Source organism: Rhodococcus sp. CX, from assembly GCF_015865005.1.
GTDB lineage: Bacteria > Actinomycetota > Actinomycetes > Mycobacteriales > Mycobacteriaceae > Rhodococcus.
Genome location: NZ_JADZGH010000050.1, coordinates 1 through 19,491 on the forward strand (window position 1 = coordinate 1; position 19,491 = coordinate 19,491).

The following is a 19,491-nucleotide window of genomic DNA, read 5'->3' on the forward strand; positions in this document are numbered from 1 at the left end:
GGTGTACGAGACCTCGACGGTGTACGAGACGAGAACCGAAAGCGTCACCGAGACAGTCGAAGTGGGCGGAACCGCAACCGAAACCGTCACCGGGTCCGTGACGGAGAACCGGGCGCAGCCACCGCGCGCGGTCACCGAAACGGTCACGGCATCGGCCGGATCGCCGATCACCGTGGCCTCGCCGCCGGACCCGCCTGCTCCCGCCGATCCTCCGAAGAACACGGCCACAGTGGCACTGACCGGACTCGGCGCCGGGGCAGGGGCACTTGCCGCAGCGGTGCTCGTGACGCGACTTCGCCGGCCGGGTGAACGCCGGACTCGGCACAGGACTCCGGAGGTGCGTGCGGTCGTCCGGCGCGACCGGAATCCGCGGACCACGGTCGAGGACCGGGAGGGACCGACGGTGGGGATCGACTTCCGGGCCCGCTCGTGGGACATCCGGACGACAGGAGACAACTCATGACCGATCCGAACGCGATCACCGCGCGCACCGTGTTGCTGCCGGGCGTTCCTCCGGACCGGTCGGCCGCGGCGGTGGCCGACGTCCTCGGCCGGTTCGGCGCTGTCCGTGCCGCGGTGAGGGCGCTGAACGCGATCCCCCCGGATGTGCTCACCGCCGTCGATGCGGAGGTGGCCGCCGCGATCGCCGACATCCTCGAGGTCGGCCTCGACGACCTGTTCGCGCAGGGCCGGCAGCGCTACCGGCGGTTGCGTGACGCGGCCACCACGTCCCTCACCGGCACGAAACAGCTTGTGTCGCTGGACAGCACGCGGATCACGGCGAGCCGGCATCCGTCCGTCGAACTGAGCCTCGACGGCGTGCTCGTCGGTCGCGTCGACCTCGACCTGACCGTCGAATACGACCTCCACGGTGTCGTCGCGGTCGTCGAATCCGGTGCGCTGACCGCCCTGCGCTTCGGAGAGTGCGACGTCGCCGTCACGTTCGCGGTGCGGCCGGTGGGCACCGTGCTGCAGCGTCGAAGGACCTTCTCGGTGGGAGCGCTGGCGCCGATGAGGGAACCGGTGCCGCTCGTCGGTTCCGCGCGGGCACGACCCGCCTGACGCGTTGCGGCGGTCCGCGGCGTCCGAGGTTCTAGCTTTGTATGCATGATCGCGACCGACCTGTTCGAGCATCCACGCCTGTTCGAACATCCACGTCTGCAGCGCCCGGCCCGGTGGGGTGAGCAGTGACCGGCACTGTCGTCGTCGCGCTCGTCGTGGTGGCCGCGCTCCTCGCCGGCGGTATCGCCGCGGTGTGGGCACGGACCCGTCGCGTCGTCACCACCCCCGCCGAACGCGCCGTGCACGCGACGCTGCACACCGCCTCGCTCGCCGCGCGACCGCTGCGCCGCGGACTCGACGCGACCTCCGCGCAGGAGGCCGCGCCGCACCTGCGGACCCTCACCGGCGCGCAGGCCGTGGCACTGCTCGACGCCGACGGCAACCGGCTCGCATGGCACGGGTTGTACGAGGGACTCGCCGACCAGATGCACGACGCAGCTATCCGCGCGATCGAGGGGGAGCGTCGCGTGCTCGTCGGCCACGGCGATCTGGTGCGCGGACCCGAAGAGCTCGCGGCGCGGGCGTTGATCGCCCAGCCGCTGATCATCGACGGCGTCGGCGTGGTCGGGGTGCTCGGCGTCGTCACCACCACCGAACCGGGCCCGGCGATGCTCGGGGTGCTCGCCGAGGTCGCGGGATACGCGTGCAGCCAGATCGAACTCGCCGAGCTCGACGCGTCCCGCGCGCGGCTGGACCGCGCGGAGGTTCGTGCGCTGCGCGCCCAGATCAGCCCGCACTTCATCTACAACGCGCTCAACACGGTCGCCTCGTTCGTGCGCACCGACCCGGACCGGGCCCGCGAACTGTTGCTCGAGTTCGCGGACTTCACTCGGTACTCGTTCCGTTCCGCGGGCGAGTACACGGTGCTCGCCGACGAGCTGCGCAACATCGACCGGTATCTCACGCTCGAGCGTGCCCGGTTCGGCAACGCGCTCGACGTGCGGTTGCAGATCGCCCCCGAGGTCCTGGGGGTAGTGCTGCCGTTCCTCGCGTTGCAGCCGCTGGTGGAGAACGCGGTGCGGCACGGGATCGCCGGGAAACCGACGCGCGCCGGCACCATCAGCATCGTCGCCGCCGACGAGGGCACCGACTGCGTCATCAGTGTCGAGGACGACGGCATCGGCATGGACCCGGAACTCCTGCGCTCGGGTTCGCTCGACGCGGTCGCCGACCGCGAGGACAGCGGTGTCAAGGAGTCCGCGCACGTGGGCCTGGCGAACGTCGACGACCGATTGCGGGCGGCGTTCGGCAACGATTACGGCCTGGTCGTCGAGACCGCACCGGGCGCCGGCACCAAGGTCAGCATGCGGGTGCCGAAGTTCCGGCCGGGGATCCGACCGTGACCGGCGGCGGGGCATGGCACGATGATTCCGTTGTGAACGACAATCCGGAGTCCCTCACCGTGCTGGCGGTCGACGACGAGCCGCCTGCCCTCGACGAGCTTGCCTACCTGCTGCGCCGGCGCGACGAGATCGGCTCGGTTCATACCGCGGGCGACGCGACCACCGCGCTGCGGCTGCTGCGCGACGGTGGCATCGACGCGGTCTTCCTCGACATCAACATGCCCGGGCTCGACGGCCTCGAGCTCGCGGGGATCCTCCGCAACTTCGCGCAGCCACCGTCGGTGGTGTTCGTGACCGCGCACGACGACCGCGCGGTCGCGGCGTTCGACCTGGGTGCGGTCGACTATCTGCTCAAGCCGCTGCGCGAGGAACGGCTCGCCGAGGCGGTGCGACGGATCGCCGAACGCCGCCGCAGCAGCAGCGACCAGGGCGGCGCTCCGTCGTCGTCCGACGAGGTGATTCCCGTCGAACTCGGCGGGGTCACGACGCTGGTGCCGCGGTCGTCGGTGCGGTGGGTCGAGGCCGACGGCGACTACGCGCGCCTGCACACCGCGACCGGTTCCCACCTGGTGCGCATCCCCATTTCGACGCTCGAGAGCCGCTGGGCGGACGCCGGATTCCTGCGGGTACACCGGTCGTACCTGGTGGCGCTGCCGCTGGTGACGGGCATCCGCAGTGTCGGATCCGGCCTGGTGGTGTGCCTGCGGCCGGAGGGGGACCAGCAGCCGGTGGAGCTTCCGGTCAGCCGCCGCCACACCCGGGAACTCAAGGACCGGCTCATCCGCGGTCCCATGCAGACCTGGACGGCCCGATGAGCACCGCCGGTCCGCCGCCGCGGGAACGGGTGGTGCTCGCGCAGCGGCGCGGAGCCCGCATGGTCCGCACCCGCGTCGAGGTGCAGCAGCAGACGCAGATCGGCGACGCGATGGTGCGCGGCCTCGTCCGGGCGCAGCTCGGGCTGGCGTTGCGGCTCGCGCTCGTCGCGGTGTGTTTGCTGGGGGCGCTGCCGGTGCTGTTCGCCCTGGTTCCCTCGCTCGCGGAGGTGACGCTGCTGGGGCTGCGGCTGCCGTGGTTGCTGCTCGGTGTCGTCGGCTATCCGGTGCTGCTCGGCATCTCGTGGCTGTACGTGCGGCTGGCCGAACGCAACGAGCAGGACTTCACCGACCTGACCGACGACTGAGCCGCGATGGGCACCGGTTCGATTCCCGTTCTCACCGTCGTCGGCCTGATCGCCGCTGCCGCCGCGACCGTCGCGATCGGCATCTACGGCGTCCGCCTGGCACGCACGACCTCCGACTTCCTCGTCGCGTCGCGCACGGTCGGGCCGCGCTGGAATGCCGCGGCGATCGCGGGGGAATACCTGTCCGCCGCATCGTTCCTCGGTGTCGCCGGGCTCGTCGCGAAGTACGGCGCCGACGCCCTGTGGTATCCGGTGGGCTTCGCCGCAGGCTATCTGGGCCTGTTGCTGTTCGTCGCCGCACCGCTGCGCCGGTCCGGCGCCTACACGGTGCCGGACTTCGCCGAGTTCCGGCTCGGCACGCGCTGGGTGCGCACCCTCGCGATGATCGTCGTCGCCGTCATCTGCGTGCTGTACCTGGTGCCGCAGTTCCAGGGGGCGGGACTGACGCTGAACATCCTGCTGGGGCTGCCCGAGTGGGTGGGCGTGGCCGCGGTCGGGGCGATCGTCGTCGGCAACGTCGTCGGCGGCGGCATGCGGTCGATCACGTTCGTGCAGGCGTTCCAGTACTGGCTCAAGCTCACCGCGGTCGCGCTGCCGGCGCTGGTACTCACCCTGCATTTCCTCGCCCACGACCGGGTCCTGACCGAGGCGGTGCCGCCGACCGTCACCGATCGCACCACCGTCGACATCACCACCGATGTGATCGTGCAGGTGGGGGAGCCGCTGCAGGTCGACGTCACCGGGCACATCGACGGCCGGCCGGTCGCCGGTCCGGTGCTGCTCGCGCCGGGCCAGCACGAGCTGTCGTCGGGAACCGAGCTCGTGCTCGCCGCCGGCTCGCCCGTTCCGGTCGTTGCGGGTGCGCCGCCGGACAACGACTCGTGGGCCTCACCCGGAAACGGATTCGGCGGGGACTACCCGATGTTCCAGGTGTACTCGCTGATCCTCGCGACGTTCCTCGGCACGATGGGCCTGCCGCACGTGCTCGTGCGGTTCTACACCAACCCCGACGGCCGCACCGCGCGGATGACCTCGCTCGCCGTGATCGCCCTGGTCGGCATGTTCTACCTGTTCCCGACGCTGCTCGGCGTCTTCGCGCGACTGTATGTGCCCCAGCTGCTCATCACCGGACGCTCGGACGCGGCGGTTCTGCTGCTGCCCGGATCGGTGCTGAGCGGGTGGGGTGGGCAGCTGCTGGCCGCGCTCGTCGCCTCGGGTGCGATCGCTGCGTTCCTGTCCACGTCGTCGGGCCTGCTGGTCAGCGTCGCGGGCGTGCTGTCGACGGATGTGCTGCGCGGCCGGGTCCGGGACTTCCGGATCGCGGCGGTGCTCGCCGGGATCGTGCCGCTCGCGTTGTCGCTGTCGGTGACGTCGCTGGACCTGTCGCGTTCGGTGGGCCTGGTGTTCGCGGTGGCGGCGTCGACGCTGTGCCCGCTGCTGATCCTGGGTATCTGGTGGCGGGGCCTCACCGCGGCCGGGGCCGCCGCGGGGATGGTGCTCGGCGGGCTGGTGTCCGGGACCGCCGCGATGGTGGTGGTGCTCGCCCCCATCGATCCGGATCGCGGCGGCTGGCCGGCGGTGCTCGTCGGCTACCCGGCCGCGGTGAGTGTGCCGCTGGCGTTCCTGGCGATGGTGCTGGTCTCCCTCGCCACCCGCCGGTCGGTTCCCGCGGATGTGGGGCGCACCTTCTCGCGCATGCACGTCCCGGAACGGCTCGGCATGGGCCGCGACCGTGAGATCGGCGCATTCGGTGCGGGCACGTCCGGTGCCGATAAATCCGTTTCGGGGGATCGGACGCGCCGTTCGTCGCGGTGAGTCGACCGCTCGGCGCACGACACGACAGCTCGGCGTGCGATCGGACCGCACTCCTTATGCGTGTGACCGTCGTCTCATTACCGTCTGTTCTCACTACAACTCACAAACCGAGGAGTCGGCAGTGACCACAGTCAAGAGTGGGCTCGACGCGCCGGTACGGCGCGAACCCACACCCCAGGACTTCGTAGCCATGCAAGCGAGCCCGGAATTCCAGGAATTGCGTAGCCGGTTGCGGCGGTTCGTGTTCCCGGTGACGGTGTTCTTCCTCGCCTGGTACGGGGTCTACGTGCTGCTCGCGACGTACGCCGCCGACTTCATGGCGACGAAGGTGATCGGCAACATCAATCTCGGCTTGATCCTGGGCTTCGGTCAGTTCGTGACGACGTTCGTGATCACCGCCCTCTACGTGAAATTCGCAGGACGCGAGCTCGATCCTCGGTCCGCCGCGATCCGTGAAGAGCTGGAAGGACCGGCACAGTGACCGTTCTCGCGCAGAGTGGGACCGCCGATGTCGGCAACCCGCTGATCAACATCGCGATCTTCGTCGCGTTCGTCGTCGTCACCATGGGCCTGGTCATCAAGGCCAGCCGCACCACCAAGAAGGCCTCGGACTTCTACACCGGCGGCGGCCAGTTCTCCGGCCCGCAGAACGGTTTCGCGATCGCCGGTGACTACCTGTCGGCCGCGTCGTTCCTCGGAATCGCCGGTGCCATCGCCGTGTACGGCTACGACGGCTTCCTGTACTCCATCGGCTTCCTCGTCGCGTGGCTCGTCGCGCTGCTGCTCGTCGCCGAACTCCTGCGCAACACAGGGCGTTTCACGATGGCCGACGTGTTGAGCTTCCGGCTCAAGCAGCGGCCGGTGCGCATGGCCGCGGCGCTGTCCACCCTCGCGGTCTCGCTGTTCTACCTGCTCGCCCAGATGGCCGGTGCCGGTGGCCTGGTCGCGCTGCTGCTCGACATCCACGACAAGGCCGGTCAGGCGATCGTCGTCGCGGTCGTCGGTGTGCTCATGATCGTGTACGTGCTCATCGGCGGCATGAAGGGCACCACCTACGTGCAGATGGTCAAGGCCGTCCTGCTCGTCGCCGGCGCCGCGATCATGTTCGTCCTCGTGCTGTTCGCCGTGCGCGGCAACTTCTCCCAGCTGCTCGCCGACGCGCAGGCCATGGCGTCGAACTCCTCGGACGCGGCGGTCGCCGGTCGCGACATCCTCGCTCCGGGCGCGAAGTACGGCATCAGCGACATGACCCGCATCGACTTCGTCTCGCTCGGTATCGCCCTGGTGCTCGGCACCGCCGGCCTGCCGCACGTGCTCATGCGCTTCTACACGGTGCCGACCGCGAAGGAAGCCCGCCGCTCGGTGACCTGGGCGATCGCGCTCATCGGTGCCTTCTATCTGTTCACCCTGGTCCTCGGCTACGGTGCCGCGAAGCTGGTCGGCCCGGACGTCATCCTGAACGCCCCCGGTAAGGAGAACGCGGCGGCTCCGCTGCTGGCCTTCGAACTCGGCGGCACCCTGTTCCTGGCGATCATCTCCGCGGTCGCGTTCGCCACGATCCTCGCGGTCGTCGCGGGTCTGGCGATCACCGCGTCGGCGTCCTTCGCCCACGACATCTACGCCAGTGTCATCAAGCGCGGCAACGCAACCGAGGACGAGCAGGTGCGGGTCTCGCGCATCACCGTCGTCGTCATCGGCCTGATGTCGATCGTGCTGGGCATCCTGGCGATGGGCCAGAACATCGCCTTCCTGGTCGCCCTCGCGTTCGCGGTCGCCGCCTCGGCGAACCTGCCGACGCTGCTGTACTCGCTGTTCTGGAAGAAGTTCAACACCACCGGCGCACTGTTCAGCATCTACGGCGGTCTGATCAGCTGCCTGCTGCTGATCGTGTTCTCCCCGGCCGTGTCCGGCAAGCCGTCGTCGATGTTCCCGAACGCCGACTTCGCGCTGTTCCCGCTGTCGAACCCCGGCATCGTGTCCATCCCGCTGGCCTTCGTCCTCGGCATCGTCGGCACCTACGTCGGCCGCCGCAAGGTGGAGGATCCGTTCAAGCAGGCCGAGATGGAGGTCCGCTCGCTCACCGGTGTCGGTGTCGAGAAGGCGGTCGCCCACTAGAGACAGTCGCCCCCAGGAGAACCCTGGCGGCGAACCCCTTCGGTGCCGCGCTCCCACACCCGGGAGCGCGGCACCGTCGCGTTGCGGGTTCCCTGCTGTTCCGGTTCTGCCACTGCGCAACCGGCAGTTCGAGGACCTACTGCGCAGCCGGAAGTTCGAGGAACGTGAAGGGGGCGGTGTCGACGAACCGATCCGTGACGTTGCCGCCGAGCCCACCCTCGAGTGCGGTGTCGCCGAGCAGATCGAGCTTGCGCGCCGGCGCACCCTCGGTGAAATCCAGCTCGGAGAGGTCGACCCACAGGACGTTCGGGCGCGTCGTCGACGCGAACACGTAGCGCTTGCCGGTCAGGTCACCCACGGTCTGCCAGATCGTCTGTGACGCATAGGGTTTGTCCGGATCCGGAACCCGGAACGGCTGCGCCGCATTGCGGATGACACTGAACATCCCGGCGACGGCCTCCACCCCGCTCTCGGGTTCGGGAAGCCGGCCGACGTAATAGGCGGCGCGGGCGAACCTGTCGGCGGCGTCCGTGGTACCGGGCAACGGCTTGTCGCCACCGAATCCCTCGACCTCGCGGAGCAGTTCGAGCTGCTTGTCGTAGGTCGGTGAATTCGTCATCACCTGATAGCTGCGGTCGTGCCAGACGGTGGCCTTGCCGTCGACGTACTCGACGATCGCCGAATCACCCGTCGCATCGTCCAGTGCGAGGTGCACCGTGGGCACCTCGCCGGTGGCCGGGTCGCCGAGAGGAACGACCTGCACCTCGGTCTGCTCGATCCACGCCGCCGCCTCCGCGACCGTGGCGAAGTTGTCCAGGAAGTACTGCATCCACACAGCCATGCTCAGCGCCGGCCGGGACGGGTCGTAGGTTCCGTAGTCCGACTCCGCGAGCCAGAGGATGTGTCCCGACAGGCCGGCCTCGTTCATGCCGTCGACGGTCATCATGTCGAAGGCCGCGGCGACGACGCTGCCGAACTTCGACGTCCAGGTCAACGAGCCGCCGACGCCGTCCCGCCGGTCGATTCCGCGCGGCAGGGACCACAGATTCGTCCCCGTGTCGCGGTGATAGTCCATGTTGCGGCCGACGAGTACCGATCCCGCCGCATCCGGCCACACGACCCTGGTGCACATGTCTTCTCTCTTTCCCGCCCGCCGGGCACATGCGTATCGAATAGGTTGGGAACATCGAGGGGCGTATTCGACTGTGGCACATTCGCCACCGGCGCCGGGCGAAACGGCGCGAACCGTCACCCGGCGTCGGTGTTGAAGGCGTAGGAGAAGCTGTCGAGATCTAACCGAGGCGCGGCGGCGCCGTGCGGTACGTCGCGGGGGTGGCGCTGAGCCGGATCGGGTTGGCGATCTGGCGGAGCGGAGCGTCCCGGTCCGGATCGTCGATCGACACGACCGGCGACAGGCCGAGGCGCTCGGCGAGGGCGACGGCGTCGGCGATGTCGTTGAGCGGCCCGCACGGCACGCGTGCCGCGGTGAGGGCGTCGAACCAGGCGTCGGCGGTGTTCGTCGACAGCAGTTCGTCGAGGATCTTCGTCAGTTCCTCGCGGTTCGCGACGCGTGCGGTGTTCGTCGTGAACCGGTCGTCGGATGCGAGTTCGGGCGCCCCGAGAACCTCTACCAGCGAGGCGAACTGGCGGTCGTTGCCGACGGCGAGGACGAACGGCCGGTCCGCGGTGCTGAACACCTCGTAGGGTGCGATGCTCGGATGCCGGTTGCCCATGGCCTTCGGCACGACGTCGGCCGCCACATAGCCCGACGACTGGTTCGCCAGCGCCGACAGCAGCGACGACAGCAGGTTCACCTCGACGCGCTGGCCCTCACCGGTCCGGTCGCGGTGCCGGAGCGCGGCGAGAATGCCCAGCGCAGCGTGCATTCCGGTGATGACGTCGACGACCGCGACACCGACCTTGGTGGGGGTCGCCGGGTCGGGCCCGGTGATGCTCATCAATCCGCCGACCGCCTGGATGAGCAGGTCGTAGCCGGGCAGGTTGTTGTTGCCGCCGAACCCGGTGATCGAGCAGTACACGATGTCGGGGTTGAGTTCGCGGGCCTGCTCGTAGCCGAGGCCGAGCCGATTCATCGTGCCGGGCAGGAAGTTCTCGACGACGACGTCGGCGCGGGCGACGAGGTTACGGGCCTCGTCGAGCCCCGCCTCGGTGGTCAGGTCGATCGACACCGACCGCTTGTTCCGGTTGACACCCAGGAAGTACGTCGACTCGTCGCCGACCCACGGCGGACCCCAGTGTCGGGTGTCGTCGCCGAAGCCCGGGCGTTCGACCTTGACGACCTCCGCCCCGAGGTCGGCGAGCAGCATCGTGGCGTAGGGGCCGGCGAGCACGCGACCGAAGTCGGCGATCACCAGCCCCTCCAATGCCCCTGTCACCGGAAGGCTGCCTCTCCGGTCAGGGCCTTGCCGATGGTCAGCTGGTGGACCTCGGAGGTGCCCTCGTAGGTCAGCACCGATTCGAGGTTGTTGGCGTGCCGGATGACGGGGTATTCGAGGGTGATGCCGTTCGCACCCAGGATGGTCCGGCACTCGCGGGCGACCGCGATGGCTTCGCGGACGTTGTTGAGCTTGCCCAGACTGACCTGCTCGGGGGCGATCTCGCCGCGGTCCTTCATCCGTCCGAGGTGGTAGGCGAGCAGATGGCCCTTGCCGACCTCGAGCGCCATGTCGGCGATCTTGGCCTGGGTGAGCTGGTAGCCGGCGAGCGGCTTGTCGAACACCTCGCGGGACTGCGAGTACTCGATCGCGGTCTCGAGGCAGTCGCGGGCCGCGCCGATCGCACCGAAGACGATGCCGAAGCGGGCCTCGCCGAGAGAGGTCAGCGGTCCGCGCAGGCCCTTGGCCTTCGGCAGCATCGCCGAGGCCGGCAGGCGCACGCCGTCGAGGACGAGTTCCGAGGTGACCGAGGCGCGCAGCGACAGCTTGGAGTGGATCTCCGGGGCGGAGAAGCCGGGGGTGTCGGTGGGGACGACGAAGCCGCGGATGCCCTTGGCGCCCTCCTCGAGGTCGGTCTGAGCCCACACGACGGCGACGTCGGCAACGGACCCGTTGGTGATCCACATCTTGGTGCCGTTGAGGATCCAGTCGTCACCGTCGCGCTTGGCGTTGGTGCGCATCCCGGCCGGGTTGGAGCCGAAGTCCGGCTCGGTCAGGCCGAAGCAGCCGATGGCCTCGCCGGCGGCCATGCGGGGGAGCCATTCCTGCTTCTGCTCCTCGCTGCCCCAGTGGTGGATGGAGAACATCGCCAGCGAGCCCTGCACCGAGACGAGGCTGCGAATACCGGAGTCGACGGCCTCGAGCTCGAGGCAGGCCAGGCCGTAGGCGGTGGCGCTCATGCCGGCGCAGCCGTAACCCTCGAGGTGCATGCCGAGCACGCCGAGCTGCCCGAGTTCCTTCGCCAGCTCACGTGCCGGGATCTTCGCTTCCTCGAACCACTGGGCCACGTGCGGACGGATGCGTTCGTTGCCGAACTTGCGAACGGTGTCGCGGATGTCGATCTCCTCCTGCTCGAGCAGGGAGTCGAGGGCGAAGAGCTGGGTCAGCGACTGGGGGTTGGACATGACTCTCTCCGGGGGTCGAGGAACGTTTGTCATAACGTTTGCGAGAACGTTTGCACGAACGATTGCGTGCCCTACGCTAAGGGGCGTGCTCCGGGCTCGTCAACCCGGAACTCGAACTCGATGCGAAACGAGCAGGAGAGCCGAATGTCCCGTCCCGACCGTGCGCCGACGCTCAAGGAGATCGCCGAGCGTGCCGGCGTGCACGTCTCGACGGCCTCCCGCGTGCTGCGCCAACCCGAACCCGTCGACGGCTGGTCCGAATCGGCCCTGCGAGTGCGGGAGGTCGCGGCCGAGCTCGGCTACCGGCCGAATCTGTGGGCGGCGAGCCTGCGCACCCGCAAGACGACCACGCTCGGCGTCGTCATGCCGCGGCTGACCGACGGGGTGGTCGCGACGACCTACCAGGGCATCGAAGAAGCCGCGACGAAGGCCGGGTACTCGGTCCTGCTGTCGAGCCCGCCCGACGACCTCGAGGCGCAGCGCCGTGCGATCACCCTGCTGGTCGGGCGGCAGGTGGACGGACTGTTGCTGAGCAGCCTGCACATTCCCGGACGCCCGTTCGTCGAGTCCCTGGGGCTCGGGCAGCTGCCGATCCTGACCGTGACCCGGCACGCCGACGCGGGACTGCCGTTCGTCGTCGGTGACGACTACCGCGGCGGAGCGCTCGCCGCCCGGCACCTGCTCGATCGCGGCTACACCGACCTCGCGATCATCGCCGGTCCCGACCATGCGAGCACGGCCCGGGATCGGCGCGACGGCTTCCTCGACACCTTGCGCGAGGCGTCGGTGGAGGTTTCGGCCGACCGGATCGTCCCGTCGAGCTTCGACGTCTCCGGCGGTGTGGAAGCGGGCAGGGCGCTGCTCGACCGGACCGACCGGCCCCGCGCGATCTTCGCGGTCAGCGACACCATCGCCATCGGCATCCTCGGCGTCGCCCGCGACCTCGGGCTGTCCATCCCGGACGATCTCGCCGTCGTCGGCTACAACGACATTCCCGTCGTCGCGCAGCTGCCGGTTCCGTTGACCACGGTCCGCTCGCCCGCGCACGACATCGGGGTCGCGGCCGTCCGCCGCCTGCTCGACCTGGTTCGCGACGGTGACGCCGAGTCGATGCGGCTGCCCGTGGAGCTGGTGGTACGCGCCTCGAGCTGATGCGATGCCGGGGCATGCGCAGGCGGGCTCCGTGTCGAATGTGCCTCCGTGACGATGCGTGCCTTCGGCCGAGGTCGCATCGTTTTCGGAGCGATAGGATGACCCGGCAACAACGGCGACCCGTTCGAATTGTGGAGGTGGACAGCGCGCATGCCCTCGCCGCGCAGGATCGGGGCTCCCGATGCGAAGAATCGGACGGTCCTGCTGGACGCCGCAGAGAAGGTCATGCTCGAGTACGGCTATGCGGCCGTCTCGTCCCGCCGCGTCGCCGAGCAGGCCGGCCTCAAACCGCAGCTCGTGCACTACTACTTCGTGAACATGGACGAGTTGCTCGAAGAGGTGTTCCGCCGTCGCGCCGACCAGGGCCTCGAGATGCAGAGGAAAGCGCTGGCATCACCGCAGCCGCTGTGGGCGCTGTGGCGGTTCAGCAGCGACCCGTCCGGGGTGGCGCTGACGATGGAGTTCATGGCGATGTCGCGACACCGGCCCGCGCTGCGGAAACTCCTCGCCGACTACTCCGAGCGGTTCCGGCGCGACCAGGCGGATGCGATCGAGGTGCTGCTCGACCGGTACGGCGTTGCGCACGAGGATTTTCCGCCCGTCGTCGCGTCGGTCCTCACGACCAGTCTGTCCCGTGTCGTCGTGATGGAGGAATCGCTCGGCTTCACCCTCGGCCACGCCGAAACCATCGAGCGCGTGGAACGGTGGCTCACCGCGGTCGAGGGCGAGTGGGGCAGCCCGAAGCGATAGACCGGGCGGTCAGCGAATCATCTTGCCGCGGCGGTATTCTCGTCCTCCCCACACGCCGGTCTGGGCGGTCGCGATTGCGTAGCTGCCGCATGCCGCGGCGATGGGGCAGCGGCCGCAGACCTCGGCCGCGTAGTCGAACGACTCGCTCGGGTCGGGGAACCAGCGGTCCGGGTGCCCGTCGCCGCGGCAGGCGGCGGCCGACCAGTCCTCGTCGTCGGCGGTCGGCGGGTGCTCGGCCAGGTACGTGGTCACGGCGGTGGGTGAGCGGCGCATGGCAATCGACAACCTCGTTCTCTCACAATGTAAGTGGTGATCGTCGAGGCGTGATGGTCCCGCGACGGCCGAGATCGGCCGATGGTCACCGTGACGGTGGCGAAAGCTCGGGGCGCACACGCCCCGAGGTGGGGCGTCAGTGGACGCGGACTCCGGTGTTCGGACCGGAATTTTCGAGAACTCGATCCAGGAAACGAATCTTCTTCTGCGACATGCGCTGCGAGTGCGAAGCGGTGTGCATCGGAGTTCCTTTCCGGTCGAGTTCGGCTGCTCCGGGCGCCCAGTGTGCCATGTCGAAGCGCGGAGGTGTGGGAATTTTTCTTCGGTGTCAGATTCGGGGTTCGATCCGGGAACGCAGTGTCGCCACTCCGGGACCGTCGAGTTCGTCGGCGACGCCGGAACGACCGGTCATCGCCATCAGCAGTGCTTCACCGGGTCCGTGGATCTCGGGTCCTCGTCCCGTGGCCCAATCGACGTCCGTGGCGACCAGTCGAAGGCCGTGGATCCGCCGGGATGCACCGATGGGCGGCGCGAAACGTGCGAAGCGGAGAGCGAGTTCGAGCCGCTCGGCGGAATTTCTCGCGGGATGCCGAGCGGGCCCACTGCTGTATCTCCGGCCGGCCCCGAATGCACTCGCCGTGTCGGAATCCGCTCGGACTGCAGCGTGAGCGAATTCGTACTCGGCGCGTCGATCGTCGGCCGGTCGCGTGCTCGCAGCGTAATGCCACGGGCCGACACGAAACGGTGATCCGCGAAGCGGGCTGGCGAGGCGGCCGGATCGGTGTCTACGCTTCCGCACATGGCGAAACTCGAGGTCACCACCCGCGTCCCGCTCGATCCGGAACGAACCTGGGCCACCGCGTCGGACCTGCACCGATTCGACGAGTGGCTCACCATCCACGACGGCTGGCGCAGCGAGCTGCCCGAGGAGCTGACGGTGGGCACGACCGCCGAATCCGTGGTGTCCGTCAAGGGACTGCGTAACCGGGTCGCGTGGAAGGTCGAGGAGATCGATGCCCCGCACCATCTGGTGCTGCGCGGAAACGGCAAGGGCGGAACGAAGTTTCGGCTGCTGCTCACCGTCACCGGAACCGCCGGCGGGTCGGACCTGTCGCTGAACATCGACCTCGGCGGGGCTCCGCTGTTCGGGCCGATCGGGTCGGGTGTCGCGCGCACTCTGCGCGGCGATCTCGAGGCGTCGTTGCGGAAATTCGCGGAACTCTACGGCTGACGACTATTCGAGGACGGGCGCTCCGCCGGTTCCGGCGAGCCACTGCGTCGCGAACTCGTCGAGCGTCCCGTCCGCGTAGAGGCTGTCGATCGCGGCCGACACACACGGCGTGAGCGGGCTGTCCTTCTCGAGCACCATTCCGAAGAACTCGGTGACCTCGTTGGGCCGCGGGAACTGACCGACGACCACCGTGCCGGAAATCTGCTCGGTGATCTGGAACCCCGTCGGAAGATCCACCACGATTCCGTCGACCGTCCCGGCCGCGAGGGCGGACTTGGCGTCGTCGGTGGTCTCGAAGGCCACGGGTTCGGCGTCGGCGTGGATGGTGTCGGTGATGGCGAGCAGGCTCGTCGAACCCTGTTGCGCACCCAGTTTCATCCCGGACAGGTCCGCCAGCGAGGTGGCGGCTGCCGCGGGGCTGCCCTGTCGCGCCACGATCGCCTGCCCGACCGCGTAGTACGGGGACGACAGGTCCACCGCGTCGCGGCGGGTGTCGACGATCGTGACCTGTCCGAGCGCCGCGTCGAAGGACTTGTCCCCGGGCGCGATCATCTCGTTGAAGCCGACCCGCTCGATGCGGACCTGCTCGGGGGTGTAGCCGAGTCTTTCCGCGACCGCGGCGGCGACCGCACCTTCGTACCCCCGGCCGTTGGCGGGATCGTCGTCGACGAACCACGGAGCGTAGGCGGGATCGTCGGTGGCGAGGGTGAGTACCCCGTCGGTGTGGGTGGTGCGGGAGCCGGGTCCGCAGTCGTCGATCGCGTCGGTGGGTGGGATCCGGGTCGTCGCCGGTGCGAGCGACGTGGCGGTGGCGGGGACCGGATCCGGTTCCGGCGATGCGGTGCAGGCGGCCGGAATCGCCGCGACGGCAATGATCACCGCCGCAGCGCGCAGGCGTCGCAGCGGGGACAACACGCGGGCAATACTGCCTTCCCCGTCCCGATCCAGCAAGATCAACGCGAACGATTGGCACAATGAGGTGATGCCGACCCGCACGTTCGGGGACCGTCGCCTGAAGCTGACCAACCTCGACAAGGTGCTCTACCCCCGCACCGGTACCACCAAGGGTGAGGTGATCGACTACTACGTGGCGATCGCCGACGCGATGCTGCCCCACGTCGCCGGTCGTGCCGGCACCCGCAAGCGCTGGCCGAACGGCGTGGACGACCAGTCGTTCTTCGAGAAGAATCTGGCGGCGCACGCCCCCGGTTGGCTCGACCGCCGGACGCTGCACCACAAGCAGCGCACCGTCACCTATCCACTGTTCGATTCGGTGGCCTCCCTCGCGTGGCTCGGGCAGCAGGGTGCGCTGGAACTGCATGTCCCGCAGTGGCGTTTCGCCGGTAACACGCGAGGCGCCGCGACGCGCATCGTGTTCGACCTCGATCCCGGCCAGGGTGTCGGGCTGGCGGACTGTGCGCAGGTGGCGCGCCTCGTGCGCGACACGGTCGCCGAACTGGGATGGACGGCGTATCCGGTGACCAGCGGCAGCAAGGGAATTCACCTCTACGTCCCCTTGGATCGGCCGCTGCAGTCGGACGGGGCGTCGACCGTCGCGCGGACCGTCGCGACGAATCTCGAGAAGCTGCACCCCGACCTGGTGACCGCGACGATGGCGAAAGCCGCTCGGGGAGGCCGGGTCTTCGTCGACTGGAGCCAGAACAACGCCGCCAAGACGACGGTCGCGCCGTATTCGCTGCGCGGTCGCGACGAGCCCTGGGTCGCGGCGCCGCGCACCTGGGAGGAGCTCGAGGACCCCGGTCTGTCGCAGCTGCGGTTCGACGAGGTGCTCGCCCGTGTCGAGGCCGACGGTGATCTGCTCGAGGGGCTGGATCCGCCGCTGCCCGGCCAGGATCGGGCGGACGCGCTGGCCGAGTACCGCGGCAAACGCGACGCGTCACGCACGCCCGAACCGGTGCCGGACACGGTTGCCGCCGGTGGTCCCGGCGACCGGTTCGTGATCCAGGAGCACAATGCCCGGCGGCTGCACTACGACCTGCGGCTCGAACGCGACGGCGTGCTGGCGTCGTGGGCGGTGCCGAAGAACCTGCCCGACGAAACCGGCCGCAACCACCTGGCGGTCCGCACCGAGGACCACCCGCTCGAATACCTCACGTTCCACGGCACCATCCCGAAGGGCGAGTACGGCGCCGGCACGATGACGGTGTGGGACACCGGCACCTATGTGGCGGAGAAGTGGCGGGACGACGAGGTCATCGTGCAGTTGCAGGGCCGTCGCGTGCAGGGTCGCTATGCCCTGATCCGCACCGAAGGTACCCAGTGGCTCGCGCACCTGATGAAGGATCAGACGCCGTCGCCGTCCGGGCCGTTCCCTCGCGACCTCGCGCCGATGCTCGCGACCCTCGGCGACGTGAGCGGCCTCGAGGAACGGGACTGGGCGTTCGAAGGCAAATGGGACGGCATCCGCGCCATCGTCGAGGTCCACGACGGCGGACTGCGCATCCGTTCCCGGTCGGGTCGTGACATCACCGCGGACTATCCGTCGCTCGGGGTTCTCGCACAGATCCTCGACGGTCACGACGCGGTCCTCGACGGCGAGATCGTCACCTTCGACCCGCACGGTGTGTCGAGTTTTCCGCTGCTGCAGTCCGGTGGCCGGCCCACCTTCCTCGTGTTCGACATCCTCTATCTCGACGGAGTCTCCCTGCTCCGCAAGACGTACAGCGACCGCAGGCGGGTGCTCGAACTGCTGGGTGCGGCCGCGCCCGGACTGGAGGTGCCGGAGACGTTGCCGGGCGGCGGAACCGAGGCCCTCGAGGAGAGCCTCGACCGCGGTTGGGAAGGGGTGATCGCCAAGCGGCGCGACTCGGTGTATCTGCCGGGCAAGCGCGGCACCGCGTGGATCAAGGCGAAGAACTGGCTCACCCAGGAGGTCGTCGTCGGCGGATACCGGCCCGGTCAGGGTGCCCGGTCGGACACCTTCGGTGCGCTGCTGCTCGGGGTGTACGAGGGCGACGACCTCGTGTTCGTCGGGCGCGTCGGCTCCGGGTTCGACGACCGCACCCTCACCACGCTGACCGCGTCCCTCGACCGGTTGCGGCGGCGCACCTCGCCGTTCGTGGAGGCCATTCCCACCGCCGACGCGCGCGGCGCCGTGTGGGTGACCCCGCGACTGGTGGGGGAGGTGCGTTTCCAGTCGTGGACCGACGGCGGCCGGCTGCGGCACCCGATCTGGCGGGGGCTGCGCGAGGACATCGAGCCCGCCGACGTGCGTCGCGCCTGACGCCACGTGTCTCATTCCCCTGCTAACGTTCTCGAATCTGTGTCGGGTGTTCGGGAGGGGCGAAGTTGGCCGAGGATTCCGGGACGTCCGTCCGCGCAATCGGTGTTGTCGAGGACCACGAGTCGGTGGTGCTCGGTCTGGGCGCGATGCTCGCTGCCGAACCGGACCTGGAACTGGTGTGTGCCGCACCGACCGTGCAGGAGTTGCTCGCCCGCAATGTCCGTCTGGATCTCGCGATCCTCGATCTCCGGCTCGAGGACGGATCGTCACCGAAGAGCAATGTCGAGCAGCTTCGGGCCGCGGGCATCGAGACGCTGATCTTCACCGGCGCGGAGAATCCGTACCTGGTGCGGTCCGCCGCGCGGGCGGGTGTTCTCGGGGTGGTGCGGAAATCCGCGCCGGCGGCCGTGGTGGTCGAGGCGATCCGGACGGCGGCGTCGGGTGGGCAGGTCGTGAGCACGGACTGGGCCGCGGCCATCGACGGGGACCCCGACCTGGGGGACGTCGGCCTGAGCCCCCGCCAGCTGGAGGTTCTCGAACTGTATGCGTCCGGGGAGAAGCTCGATCGGGTGGCTCGGCTGACCGGGCTCGCGCCGCAGACGGTCAACGACTATCTGCAGCGCATCCGGCAGAAGTACGCGGAGGCAGGCCGGCCCGCGCCGACGAAGACGGACCTGTACAAGCGCGCGGTCGAGGACGGATTGCTGCCGATTCCCGAACGTCCGCGGGCGGCGAGTGAAGGTCCGGGCGTCTACTGAACGGCATTTTGTAAGCAAAGGTAACGATGCCCCCGGTTTCTTGGGCAGAGGAATATCCGTCTCGGCACGCATGCGCAGTTTGCGTAGTTTCGCAGCAGATCGCTCGACAACGGAGGACCTGCCCATGACCAGCATGCTCGAACGCCCTGTGGACCAGGCGATTGTCAAGCCGACGCTGTCGGCACGGGAAGTGGAGATCCTGCGCGAATGGTTGATGAGCGACTCCAAGTCGAAGGCGGCGGCACGACTGTTCGTCGCTCCGACGACGGTGAGCACCCACATCGCCCGCATCCGGGACAAATACGCGCTGGTCGGCAGAGCGGCCCCGACGAAGGCCATGCTGCTCGCCCGGGCCTTGCAGGACGGATTGATCGACATCGACGAGCTGTGAGCCGGCGCGTCCGGTTCGACGAGGGTGGTTCCGCAGGCGACCGGTTCGTGCGGGTCTTCGTCCGCTTCGTGGTCCTCGGCTACCTGTTCTACCTGGTGCCCGTAATCGGCTACATGCCCACCGCCGCCGCCGTGACCGCCGGATGGTGGACGCCGCTTGCCGTGACCGCGATCGTCGGCTCCGCGCTGGCGATGGGCGCGGCGACGTTCCATCCGGACGTGCGCTGTCTCCGCCGCACCGCAGCAGCCAATGCGTGGCTGTTCGTTGCGGTAACCGTGCTGTGGTGGCCGGCCTGGAACGGTGGACACATCGCCGGCGACGACTACCTGTGGCTCACCCTCGTCCCCGGGCTGCCCGCGCTGTCCGCGGTCGCGGCATGGCGAAGCTGGCGTCCGTTCGCGTATCTCGCCGTCGTCGAAGTGCTGGTGCACGCCACCGACCGGATCGTGCGTGACATTCCGGTCGGAGATCATGCGCTGCCGTCCTTCGCGTTCATCGCGACCTATTCGATGATGTTCGTCGGGGCCGCCACCATCGGGCTCGCAGCCGGCCGGACCCTCGACGCGACGATCGCGACCACCCACGCCACCGCGTCCG

General features: G+C 69.1%; 18 protein-coding genes and 2 pseudogenes. 15 read left to right on the forward strand and 5 right to left on the reverse strand.

Annotated elements, in window-relative coordinates:
* The 8 genes and pseudogenes from I0Q12_RS05010 to I0Q12_RS05045 form a co-directional block, all read left to right on the forward strand.
* Positions 1-463, forward strand: a pseudogene (locus I0Q12_RS05010) (hypothetical protein); the annotation flags it as partial.
* A complete protein-coding gene (locus tag I0Q12_RS05015) occupies positions 460-1,062 on the forward strand; it encodes a hypothetical protein (protein ID WP_197250905.1) in 603 nt (200 codons plus the stop codon). The pseudogene I0Q12_RS05010 and the gene I0Q12_RS05015, both read left to right, overlap by 4 nt.
* 125 nt (positions 1,063-1,187) lie before the next feature.
* Positions 1,188-2,405, forward strand: coding sequence for a histidine kinase (locus I0Q12_RS05020; protein ID WP_197250906.1), 1,218 nt, complete (start codon positions 1,188-1,190; stop codon positions 2,403-2,405).
* Between the two features lie 32 nt (positions 2,406-2,437).
* Positions 2,438-3,220, forward strand: coding sequence for a LytTR family DNA-binding domain-containing protein (locus tag I0Q12_RS05025; RefSeq protein ID WP_197250907.1), 783 nt, complete (start codon positions 2,438-2,440; stop codon positions 3,218-3,220).
* Complete coding sequence (locus I0Q12_RS05030; protein WP_197250908.1) at positions 3,217-3,585, forward strand: hypothetical protein; 369 nt, start codon at positions 3,217-3,219, stop codon at positions 3,583-3,585. The genes I0Q12_RS05025 and I0Q12_RS05030 overlap by 4 nt, the downstream gene beginning before the upstream one ends.
* 6 nt (positions 3,586-3,591) lie before the next feature.
* Positions 3,592-5,400 (forward strand): cation acetate symporter, encoded by a 1,809-nt coding sequence (locus tag I0Q12_RS05035; RefSeq protein WP_197250909.1) that lies wholly within the window; start codon positions 3,592-3,594, stop codon positions 5,398-5,400.
* A 190-nt stretch (positions 5,401-5,590) separates the two neighbouring features.
* Positions 5,591-5,881 (forward strand): DUF485 domain-containing protein, encoded by a 291-nt coding sequence (locus I0Q12_RS05040; RefSeq protein ID WP_197250921.1) that lies wholly within the window; start codon positions 5,591-5,593, stop codon positions 5,879-5,881.
* Positions 5,878-7,515, forward strand: coding sequence for a cation acetate symporter (locus I0Q12_RS05045; protein ID WP_197250910.1), 1,638 nt, complete (start codon positions 5,878-5,880; stop codon positions 7,513-7,515). Before I0Q12_RS05040 ends, I0Q12_RS05045 begins: the two co-directional genes overlap by 4 nt.
* Before the next feature lie 136 nt (positions 7,516-7,651).
* Here I0Q12_RS05045 and I0Q12_RS05050 read toward each other — a convergent pair whose 3' ends face one another.
* The 3 genes from I0Q12_RS05050 to I0Q12_RS05060 all read right to left on the reverse strand — a co-directional run bounded on the left by I0Q12_RS05050 (position 7,652) and on the right by I0Q12_RS05060 (position 11,095).
* A complete protein-coding gene (locus I0Q12_RS05050; protein ID WP_197250911.1) occupies positions 7,652-8,647 on the reverse strand; it encodes a linear amide C-N hydrolase in 996 nt (331 codons plus the stop codon).
* Between the two features lie 160 nt (positions 8,648-8,807).
* A complete protein-coding gene (locus I0Q12_RS05055; protein WP_197250912.1) occupies positions 8,808-9,911 on the reverse strand; it encodes a CoA transferase in 1,104 nt (367 codons plus the stop codon).
* Positions 9,908-11,095, reverse strand: a complete 1,188-nt coding sequence (locus I0Q12_RS05060) for an acyl-CoA dehydrogenase family protein (protein ID WP_197250913.1) — start codon at positions 11,093-11,095, stop codon at positions 9,908-9,910. The genes I0Q12_RS05055 and I0Q12_RS05060 overlap by 4 nt, the downstream gene beginning before the upstream one ends.
* Positions 11,096-11,239: 144 nt before the next feature.
* Here I0Q12_RS05060 and I0Q12_RS05065 point away from each other — a divergent pair, with 144 nt between their 5' ends.
* Both I0Q12_RS05065 and I0Q12_RS05070 read left to right on the forward strand, forming a co-directional pair.
* Complete coding sequence (locus tag I0Q12_RS05065) at positions 11,240-12,247, forward strand: LacI family DNA-binding transcriptional regulator (protein ID WP_197250914.1); 1,008 nt, start codon at positions 11,240-11,242, stop codon at positions 12,245-12,247.
* Between the two features lie 150 nt (positions 12,248-12,397).
* Positions 12,398-12,997: a TetR/AcrR family transcriptional regulator gene (locus I0Q12_RS05070; protein WP_197250915.1), complete on the forward strand. Its 600-nt coding sequence runs from the start codon at positions 12,398-12,400 to the stop codon at positions 12,995-12,997.
* Between the two features lie 9 nt (positions 12,998-13,006).
* Here I0Q12_RS05070 and I0Q12_RS05075 read toward each other — a convergent pair whose 3' ends face one another.
* Positions 13,007-13,270: a WhiB family transcriptional regulator gene (locus I0Q12_RS05075; RefSeq protein WP_197250916.1), complete on the reverse strand. Its 264-nt coding sequence runs from the start codon at positions 13,268-13,270 to the stop codon at positions 13,007-13,009.
* Positions 13,271-14,069: 799 nt separating this feature from the next.
* Between I0Q12_RS05075 and I0Q12_RS05080 the strand changes: the two genes are divergently transcribed.
* Positions 14,070-14,501 carry an SRPBCC family protein gene (locus tag I0Q12_RS05080; protein ID WP_197250917.1) on the forward strand — a complete coding sequence of 144 codons (432 nt, stop codon included), beginning with the start codon at positions 14,070-14,072 and terminating at the stop codon, positions 14,499-14,501.
* A 3-nt stretch (positions 14,502-14,504) separates the two neighbouring features.
* Here the strand turns inward: I0Q12_RS05080 and I0Q12_RS05085 are convergent, their stop codons facing one another.
* Positions 14,505-15,416 (reverse strand): transporter substrate-binding domain-containing protein, encoded by a 912-nt coding sequence (locus I0Q12_RS05085; RefSeq protein ID WP_374068577.1) that lies wholly within the window; start codon positions 15,414-15,416, stop codon positions 14,505-14,507.
* A gap of 67 nt (positions 15,417-15,483) precedes the next feature.
* Here I0Q12_RS05085 and I0Q12_RS05090 point away from each other — a divergent pair, with 67 nt between their 5' ends.
* The 4 genes and pseudogenes from I0Q12_RS05090 to I0Q12_RS05105 all read left to right on the forward strand — a co-directional run.
* Entirely contained in the window at positions 15,484-17,745 is a 2,262-nt protein-coding gene (locus I0Q12_RS05090; protein ID WP_197250918.1) for an ATP-dependent DNA ligase, read from the forward strand.
* 65 nt (positions 17,746-17,810) lie between these two features.
* Positions 17,811-18,503 (forward strand): response regulator transcription factor, encoded by a 693-nt coding sequence (locus I0Q12_RS05095; RefSeq protein WP_197250919.1) that lies wholly within the window; start codon positions 17,811-17,813, stop codon positions 18,501-18,503.
* Between the two features lie 124 nt (positions 18,504-18,627).
* On the forward strand, positions 18,628-18,894 hold the full coding sequence (locus I0Q12_RS05100; RefSeq protein WP_197250920.1) for a LuxR C-terminal-related transcriptional regulator: 267 nt from the start codon (positions 18,628-18,630) through the stop codon (positions 18,892-18,894).
* Positions 18,891-19,491: pseudogene (locus I0Q12_RS05105) on the forward strand (ATP-binding protein); the annotation flags it as partial. The gene I0Q12_RS05100 and the pseudogene I0Q12_RS05105, both read left to right, overlap by 4 nt.